Source organism: Trabulsiella guamensis ATCC 49490, assembly GCF_000734965.1.
GTDB classification, from domain to species: domain Bacteria; phylum Pseudomonadota; class Gammaproteobacteria; order Enterobacterales; family Enterobacteriaceae; genus Trabulsiella; species Trabulsiella guamensis.
This window is the reverse complement of record NZ_JMTB01000079.1, coordinates 37,227-45,727: the sequence shown is the minus strand read 5'-3', so window position 1 is coordinate 45,727 and position 8,501 is coordinate 37,227. Positions and strand designations below refer to the sequence as shown.

6 protein-coding genes and 1 other RNA gene are annotated in these 8,501 nt (G+C 53.5%); 4 read left to right on the top strand and 3 right to left on the bottom strand.

Annotated features, from left to right (window positions below; translation table 11 throughout):
- From GTGU_RS12185 to GTGU_RS12175, 3 genes are all read left to right on the top strand, one after another.
- On the top strand, positions 1-1,261 hold a 1,261-nt coding region (locus GTGU_RS12185; protein WP_038157344.1), incomplete at its 5' end, for a gluconate:H+ symporter.
- A 79-nt stretch (positions 1,262-1,340) separates the two neighbouring features.
- Positions 1,341-2,339, top strand: a complete 999-nt coding sequence (gene idnR / locus GTGU_RS12180) for a DNA-binding transcriptional regulator IdnR (protein WP_038157342.1) — start codon at positions 1,341-1,343, stop codon at positions 2,337-2,339.
- A 424-nt stretch (positions 2,340-2,763) separates the two neighbouring features.
- On the top strand, positions 2,764-4,389 hold the full coding sequence (locus GTGU_RS12175) for a GMC family oxidoreductase (RefSeq protein WP_084222783.1): 1,626 nt from the start codon (positions 2,764-2,766) through the stop codon (positions 4,387-4,389).
- 172 nt (positions 4,390-4,561) lie between these two features.
- On the opposite strand, the gene GTGU_RS12170 is transcribed toward GTGU_RS12175, so the two are convergent.
- Entirely contained in the window at positions 4,562-5,305 is a 744-nt protein-coding gene (locus tag GTGU_RS12170) for a GntR family transcriptional regulator (RefSeq protein ID WP_038157339.1), read from the bottom strand.
- 268 nt (positions 5,306-5,573) lie between these two features.
- Between GTGU_RS12170 and GTGU_RS12165 the strand changes: the two genes are divergently transcribed.
- Positions 5,574-6,503: a DUF7916 family protein gene (locus GTGU_RS12165; protein ID WP_038157336.1), complete on the top strand. Its 930-nt coding sequence runs from the start codon at positions 5,574-5,576 to the stop codon at positions 6,501-6,503.
- Positions 6,504-6,911: 408 nt separating this feature from the next.
- Here GTGU_RS12165 and ssrA read toward each other — a convergent pair.
- Both ssrA and GTGU_RS12160 read right to left on the bottom strand, forming a co-directional pair.
- Positions 6,912-7,275, bottom strand: a transfer-messenger RNA (tmRNA) gene (ssrA, locus tag GTGU_RS24630).
- A gap of 60 nt (positions 7,276-7,335) precedes the next feature.
- The gene (locus tag GTGU_RS12160) at positions 7,336-8,499 is read right to left on the bottom strand and encodes an HlyD family type I secretion periplasmic adaptor subunit (RefSeq protein ID WP_156964136.1); all 1,164 of its coding nucleotides are present in this window, start codon (positions 8,497-8,499) and stop codon (positions 7,336-7,338) included.
- Positions 8,500-8,501: the final 2 nt, after the last annotated feature.

Here is an 8,501-nt window from a genome sequence, read left to right as displayed (position 1 = left end):
TAAGGTCAACGGCTTTATCGCCCTTGTCCTGGTTGCCGCCGTAGTGGGCTTTGCGGAAGGGATGGATGCACAGGCAGTTCTGCATTCCATTCAGGGAGGGATCGGCGGAACGCTGGGCGGGCTGGCGATGATCCTCGGTTTTGGCGCGATGCTCGGGCGGATGATCTCCGACACCGGCGCTGCGCAGCGTATCGCCACCACGCTGATTGCTACGTTCGGTAAAAAACGTGTGCAGTGGGCGCTGATGATCACCGGTCTGGTGGTTGGTCTGGCAATGTTCTTTGAAGTCGGTTTCGTTCTGCTGTTACCGCTGGTATTCACTGTGGTGGCGTCAGCCGGGCTGCCGATGCTGTATGTTGGTGTGCCGATGGTGGCCGCGCTGTCAGTGACTCACTGTTTTCTGCCGCCGCACCCCGGCCCGACCGCGATCGCTACGATTTTTGAAGCCAACCTCGGCACCACGTTGCTGTATGGCCTGATCATCACCATTCCGACGGTGATCGTCGCCGGTCCACTGTTTTCCAAACTGCTGACCCGCTTTGAAAGAACGCCGCCGGAAGGCTTGTTTAACCCGCGGATCTTCAGTGAAGAGGAGATGCCGGGTTTCTGGAACAGTATTTTTGCCGCTGTGATGCCGGTGATCCTGATGGCTATCGCGGCGGTGTGTGAAATCACGATGCCGAAAGGCGACAGCGTCCGCGTGTTCTTTGAGTTCATCGGTAACCCGGCAGTGGCGCTGTTTATTGCTATCGTGATCGCGATTTTCACCCTTGGGCTGCGCAACGGGCGTACCCTTGAAAAAGTGATGGATATGGCGGCGGATTCGATTGGCGCTATCGCGATGATCGTTTTTATCATCGCTGGCGGCGGCGCGTTCAAGCAGGTGCTGGTGGACAGCGGTGTCGGGCAGTATATTTCGCAACTGATGACCGGCACGTCGTTGTCGCCATTGCTGATGTGCTGGACCGTGGCTGCGGTGCTGCGTATCGCGCTGGGTTCAGCGACCGTGGCGGCGATCACTACCGCTGGCGTGGTGTTACCGATCATCAACGTCACCCATGCCGATCCGGCGCTGATGGTGCTGGCGACCGGGGCAGGGAGCGTGATTGCTTCACACGTCAACGATCCGGGATTCTGGCTGTTTAAGGGTTATTTTAACCTCAGCGTGGGCGAAACGCTGCGCACATGGACGGTGATGGAAACGCTGATTTCATTCATGGGCTTAATCGGTGTTCTGACCCTGAACGCTGTTTTGCATTAACCATTTGGTGTACAACTGAGGGAAAGGGCGCCGCTTTCCCTCAGCGCCAGCCGGGACAGGCGTCGAGTCCGGAGAGATGATGAGAAACCACAGGATATCATTACAGGATATCGCCACCCTGGCGGGCGTCACCAAAATGACCGTCAGCCGCTATCTCCGTTCCCCGAAAAAGGTATCGAAAGAGACCAGGGAGCGTATCGCCAGAATCATGGAGGAGATCAACTACGTCCCCAACCGCGCGCCGGGTATTTTGCTGAACGCGCAAAGCTATACCATTGGCGTATTAATCCCTTCTTTTCAGAATCAGCTGTTCGCCGACATTCTGGCTGGCATCGAGTCTGTGACGTCCGGGCATAACTATCAGACCCTGATCGCCAACTATAACTATGACCGTGAATCGGAAGAGGAATCGGTCATTAATCTGCTCTCTTATAATATTGACGGGATTATTCTGTCGGAGAAATTCCATACGCTGCGGACGGTAAAATTCCTGCGTTCCGCCAAAATTCCCATTGTTGAACTGATGGATTTACAGGGCGAACGGCTCGACATGGAAGTGGGGTTCGACAACCGCCAGGCGGCGTTCGACATGGTGACCACCATGCTTGATAAGCGCCAGCGTCGCAAAATTATCTATCTGGGTTCGAAGGACGATATTCGCGATGAACTGCGTTTTCGCGGCTATTGCGACGCGATGACCGGGCGCGGCCTGGAGGCGCATCGCATCAACCCTCGCGCCAGCTCGTCGATTAACCTCGGCATGCAACTGATGAATGAAGCCTTAACCCGTTTCCCTGATACTGACGGTGTGTTTTGTACTAACGACGATATTGCCATGGGTGCGCTGTTATTGTGTTTCGAGCGGGGAATGGCGATCCCGGAACAGATCTCCATCGCCGGGTTCCACGGTCTGGAGATGGGCAAGCAGATGATCCCAAGCCTGGCGAGCGTTATCACCCCCCGCTTTGACATTGGCCGGATGGCCGCGCAGATGCTGCTCGATAAACTCAAAAATGACGATTTTAACCATGACACGGTGGATCTCGGCTACCAGATCTATCACGGTAATACGTTGTAATTCCCTTTCCGCGCCGCACGCCTCTAAGAATTATCCTGCTTTTTATTTCGCTTCCTGCCTTTACCCCACGTCCTGTGGGCTTATAAGAAAACGATCTGAATTGTTCATAATAGCGACTATTTACTTTGTTTATTATCGCGGCATATTACTTGTCACAAGTTTTTAACAAGTTTGTCTTAGGGTGAAACATTGTTCTGCTTTCGCTGGGGGGTATTTCTGGAGACCCCTTAAAACCTGGCGAGAGCGTGGAGAATTGCTTTTCATGCTTCCCTAATACTGCCGCGTTTGCTGGCACGGACCGGGTAGTTAACAGAGGTACGATCCTTCTCAGCACAGGTATGCAGTTAAGAGATGTTCAGGGAGCACGATCGCAATAGCTGTGGTTGTAAAGAACTCTTACTGTGAATATCTATGAGGATTTAAAATGAGCGTTGATTCTATCAGCAAGATCGGTGCTGCGGACGAGCACGGTTCGCTTACCTTTGGGCTTAAGTCGAACTATGACTTTATTGTTTGTGGTGCTGGTTCAGCCGGGTGTGTCGTTGCCGCACGTTTATCCGAGCTGCCGGGAGTACAAGTCTTGCTACTTGAAGCGGGCGATGATGATGTCAGCCCAACCATTTCCGACCCTGGCAGTTGGCCGTTGAACCTGGGTTCTAAATACGACTGGAATTTCGTTGGCGAACCTAATCCGCATCTGAATGGTCGGCGGCTGCCCTTAAATATGGGAAAGGGGCTGGGTGGTGGTTCAAGCATTAATGTCATGGTCTGGTCGCGCGGCCATAAAACCGACTGGGATTTCTTTGCGTCGGAGTCGGGTGATTCCGGCTGGGAATATGAGTCCATCCTCGGCTATTACCGACGAATTGAAAACTGGCAGGGTGCGCCTGATCAACGACGTCGCGGTAGTGGCGGACCAGTCTATGTTGCCCCGGCAACTGAACCGCAGCCGCTGGTGCATGCCACGTTACAGGCCGCCAGTGCCTTCGGTATTCCGCGTTTTGACAGCCCGAACGGTGAGATGATGGAAGGTCCGGGCGGGGTGGCGATTGCCGATTTACGTATTCGCGATGGCCGACGTCAGTCGCTCTACCGTTCTTATGTTTACCCGCGTATGTATCAGCCCAACCTGACGGTGGTGACCCATGCACTGGTGACGCGTCTGCTGTTTGAAGGCAAACAGGTGATTGGCGTGGAGGCAGTGATCAACGGCAAGCTCTGCCGTATTGGCGCGCTGTGTGAAGTGATCCTGTCAATGGGGGCTATCCAGACTCCGAAAGTGCTGATGCAGTCGGGGATTGGCCCCCAGCACGAGCTTCGCAGGCACGGTATCGACGTGGTCGAGCATCATCCTGGTGTGGGGCAAAACCATCAGGATCATATTGCTTTCGGCTGCACGTGGGAGTATCGCACGCCCCAGCCGATCAACGCGGGCGGTTGTGAGTCGACGCTGTACTGGAAGAGCGATTCGCGGCTTAATGCGCCGGATCTCCTGCAGTGTCAGCTTGAATTCGCCGTACCGTCGCCGCCGGAAGTGGGGATCGATCCCCCCGAGCATGGCTGGACCATGTTTGCCGGGCTGGCGCGTCCGAAAAGCCGTGGTAGCGTGAGTCTGACCGGCCCGAATCCTGACGATCCGCTGTTGATTGATCCTAACGTGCTCAGTGAGCCGGAGGATTTGGAAGCGGCTTTCGCTACCGTGGAACTGTGCCGGGCGATTGGCAACCATCCCCGATTTGATAACCTCATCAAACGCGAAGTGACGCCGCTGTACCGCGAGCGCCGCGAGATGGAGCAGTTCCTGCGCAACTCAGCGGTGACCTTCTGGCATCAGTGCGGTACGGCAAAAATGGGGCGCGATGCGATGTCGGTGGTCGACGGGCAACTGCGGGTGTACGGCATTAAGAATCTACGCGTCGCCGATGCGTCAGTGATGCCGAGGATCCCCGTTGGCAACATCATGGCACCTTGTGTGGTGATCGGTGAACGTGCCGCTGATCTCATCAAAGCAGCGCATGGGTTGCAGACGATGGGATCGCATTATTTCTGAGAGGTAGTGGTGATCAGAGCGCTCATAGAGGTGTGTGAGCGCTCTTTTTGTTTGGTTTATATGGTCTTTTTCTTGAGACTTGTTTAATTTCAGCGCCAGATTGGGCAATGACAATGAATTTCGCACAGTAGTGTTGGCCTTGATGTTGATCCGGGAGCAATCCAGTCTGGGACTACTTGCGATGCAGTTCGATCGTGAAATCGTAATACTCATTAATACACCATGTGCGCGTATGTTCGACGGGACGATCGTTATGAGTAAAGCCGGTGCGGGTGACCAGCAATACCGGCTCATTCCTGCCGATGCTGAGACGCTTAACAAGCTCTTCATCTGCAATCGCCGCGCTGAAATGCTGGACGGCTCGTATCACGGGAGCGCCCTTTTTCTCGAGGTACACATAAAGTGATTCTTCGACTTCTCCGATCGTTTCCAGTAGATCAGCAGGAATAACCGCCGTCTGAAGGGAAACGGCAATACCGTTGATTTTTCGTAGCCGGGTCAGTTCGACCACCTCTGTACGGGGATCAATCAGATGAAGAATATGTTGCTCATCATGCGTAGCCGAACGGCGTACAAATGCCACCAGTTCACTTGTCGCTTTGCCCCCTGTGGCCTCAGCCATTTCACTGAAACTTTCAAGAAAAGGTAACGACTGGCGCACGTGGGGAGCAACAAACGTGCCCGACCCCTGATTACGCACGAGGATGCCTTCCTCTAAAAGATACTGCAGTGCTTTCCTGGCGGTTCCACGCGCAATCCCAAGCTGTTCCACTAAAATGCGCTCTGACGGGAGTATATCTCCCGGCTGCAGGCGACCATCGTTAACGGCCGACTTAATGGCACCCGTCAGCTGAAGATAAATCGGCATTGTGCTGGTTTCATCGATTTTTATATTAAGCTGTTGGGCGGCTTTCATATTTCCCCTGACACGCACTGTTGTAGCTGATTCCACTGACATCACATTCCCTTTCAGAAAACATCGGGCACCGAACCTTATACGCCTTCAAATTAAAGACATGGCGATCACAAAACAAGCGTAAAGAGATTCAAAAAGGATAAACGGTTCTATATGGTACACTAGTGGTACATAAGTGGTTCATTTTGGTTTAAGGCGATAACGGCTTTCAGATCATTTTCAGCCTGCAGACCGAATCAAACAGTTTTTAAACAAAGAAGGAGTGAACATGACAAATAAGCGATTACTCGACTGCTGCAACTCTGATTTTCAGACGATGGACAGGGCTGCTCTTTTATATGCAGTTCGTGCAAGCGAAGGACGGGTAATGGTGAGCGAATCAATTGCCATTACGCAGCCGCTGCTTAACAGCGTGACCAATGCAGAGTTAGCAGCCTCCCAGGGAGCAGATATCATCCTGGTAAACATGTTCGATAGCGAAAATCCGTGCATCATGGGTATGCCAGCAGGCACGCCTCCGGAACAGACACTGCATGAACTCCAGCGCCTGACCGGCAGGATCATCGGCGTTAATCTTGAAGCCGTTGATCCGAATTTTGCGACTGAACATGACGACCTGTGGAAAATGAAATCGGGCCGGGCCGCCACGCCTGAAAATGCCCGTCGGCTTATCAACATGGGAGCGAAAATACTTGTCCTTACAGGAAACCCCAATAACGGTGTCAGCAACCAGGCATTAGGTGAGGCCGTTAAATCAATCAGAGAGGCAACAGGAGAAAGCGCTGTTATTATCAGCGGTAAGATGCATGGCGCAGGTATTGTCAGCGAAAGCGGTAGCAGTATCATCAGCGAAGAGGATGTAAGATGGTTTGCGACGCAGGGAGCGGATGTCATTTTGCTCCCGGCGCCAGGTACCGTACCCGGAATGAGTCTGGAACGTGTATCGCGTCTGGTTGATACCGCACATCGTCATGGCGCGCTGGCGATGACGGCAATTGGGACCTCTCAGGAAGGCGCTGATATCAGCACGATCCGCCAGATAGCGCTCTGGAGTAAAATGGCGGGGGCAGATTTACATCATATAGGTGATACCGGATATATGGGTATGGCGCTTCCTGAAAATATCCTGGCATACAGTATAGCTATACGTGGTGTCAGACATACATATAACCGCATTGCCCGCTCTGTTAACCGCTGAAGATAGCGGCAACGCTATCCTTATTTCACGCAGGCTTTTATCGCGTTTGCGTGGGCATCGCATTACTCCAGCCAGATCATGCTTCTCAGCACGGTATGCCAGTGGCTGCGAGACCAGTTCCTCAGGTCGGCAAACTGATCTCATGTTCGGTGAATCGGTCTTTCCCCATGACGATCGCCTCCGGGGACATGATCAGTATGTCGGAATATCTCTAAAAGTGAATGGTTCGATTTACAGGGATGCTTACATTATGAGGTGCCTAATAAGGTGCCTAAAAGGTTCGGTTTTAATTAGTTGGCATCAGACTTCGCTGGACAAATTGAGGGCACAAAAAAGCCCGCAGGGATTGCGCCGTGCGGGCTCTTAGGACTTCATCGGATGACTCTGGTAATCACCGATGGAGAATTTTGGTGGAGCTGGCGGGAGTTGAACCCGCGTCCGAAATTCCTACATCCTCGGTACTACATGCTTAGTCCAGTCTTTACATTCGCTTGCCAGCTGCGAACGGACACGCCACTAACAAACTAGCCTGATTAGTTTTAACGCTTCAACCCCAGGCAGGGCATCCACGCGATCTCTTTTAGGTTTGACCTCTCTTGATCCCCGTCCTAAGAGCGGAGGCTAGGGAGAGAGGGCTCTGAGCAGGTTATTAAGCTGCTAAAGCGTAGTTTTCGTCGTTTGCGACTATTTTTTTGCGGCTTTTTACGAGGCCAACCGCCCCTCGGCATGCACCTTGGGTTTCGCGAATCCCGTCGAATCCAGAATCAGCCCCAATGTGTTCTGTCGATTATAACAGATTTGTGAAGCCCTTTGCCAGCCAGGTTCTGCTCACTTATCGCTCACGTAGCGCTTCTTTTGCGCGATTGAACGGTTTGATCAGGTAATCGATGATCGATTTTTCACCGGTTTTGATATCCACGCTGGCAATCATCCCCGGCACGATGGAGAAGTGGCGTCCCGCTTTGTTGACCAGATAATCCTGATGCGTACGGATAAACACCCGGTAATAGACGATCTCCGGTTTCACTTTATCCTGAATGGTGTCCGGCGAAATAGTTTCAACTTCACCTTCCAGCCCGCCGTAGATGGCGTAATCGTAAGCGGTGATTTTCACCAGCGCACGCTGACCGGGGTGGATGAAGGCGATATCGCGCGGGGAAAGCCGCGCTTCAATCAGCAAACGATCATCAACCGGGACGATTTCCATCATCTCGCCGTTAGGCGGGATCACACCGCCGATGGTGGTGACCTGGATGTTTTTCACAATCCCGCGGACAGGCGAACGGATGGTCAGCCGCGTCACTGAATCCTCACGCCCTTTAATGATGGCGGAGAGCATATCCACTTCGGCATTGGCTTTTGACAGTGCCTCCCGCGCCTGCACGTAATACTGCGAACGCAGATCGGTAATTTTCAGGCCTAAATCGCTCTTTTGCCGTTGCAGCCGCAGCACTTCCACATGACTGGCGGCACCGCTTTTTTCCAGCCGTTCGGTGATCGCCAGTTCTTTATTGACCGAGACCAGTGCGGTGCGCAGTTCCGTCTCCGAGTCTTTCAGTTGCGCGCGGCGGGAGTTGAACAGCCGCGTCTCGGAGGCGATCAATTCCGGCCAGGCATTGAGCGATGCCGGGAAGGTGAGGGGAAGATCATTCACCTCCGCATACAGGCGCGCACTGGAGGCTAATGACGCGCGATAGCGTGCGGCGCTTTCGCCAACGTTAGACTCAGAACGGGTCGGATCGAGCCGAGCGACGATCTCTCCCGCCTGTACCTGATCCCCTTCGCGCACGGTCAGTTCGGCGAGTATCCCGCCGTCGAGTGACTGCAAAATCTGCTCGCGGGAGCTGGGCACCACTTTGCCGGTACCGGTTGAGACCTCATCCAGAATGCCGAACCATGCCCAGACGCCCGCCACCACAAACAGCAGTGTGCTGAGCAGAATAATACGACTCGATCCGGCGTGCTCGTGGTGATGGCGCACGTCGGGGGTGTCCATCG

What these genes read in the sequence shown, in the direction of transcription:
- idnR (WP_038157342.1), top strand. Translation starts at nt 1,341, where the DNA reads ATGAGAAACCACAGGATATCATTACAGGATATCGCCACCCTGGCGGGC.
- GTGU_RS12175 (WP_084222783.1), top strand. Translation starts at nt 2,764, where the DNA reads ATGAGCGTTGATTCTATCAGCAAGATCGGTGCTGCGGACGAGCACGGT.
- GTGU_RS12170 (WP_038157339.1), bottom strand. Translation starts at nt 5,305, where the DNA reads ATGAAAGCCGCCCAACAGCTTAATATAAAAATCGATGAAACCAGCACA.
- GTGU_RS12165 (WP_038157336.1), top strand. Translation starts at nt 5,574, where the DNA reads ATGACAAATAAGCGATTACTCGACTGCTGCAACTCTGATTTTCAGACG.
- GTGU_RS12160 (WP_156964136.1), bottom strand. Translation starts at nt 8,499, where the DNA reads ATGGACACCCCCGACGTGCGCCATCACCACGAGCACGCCGGATCGAGT.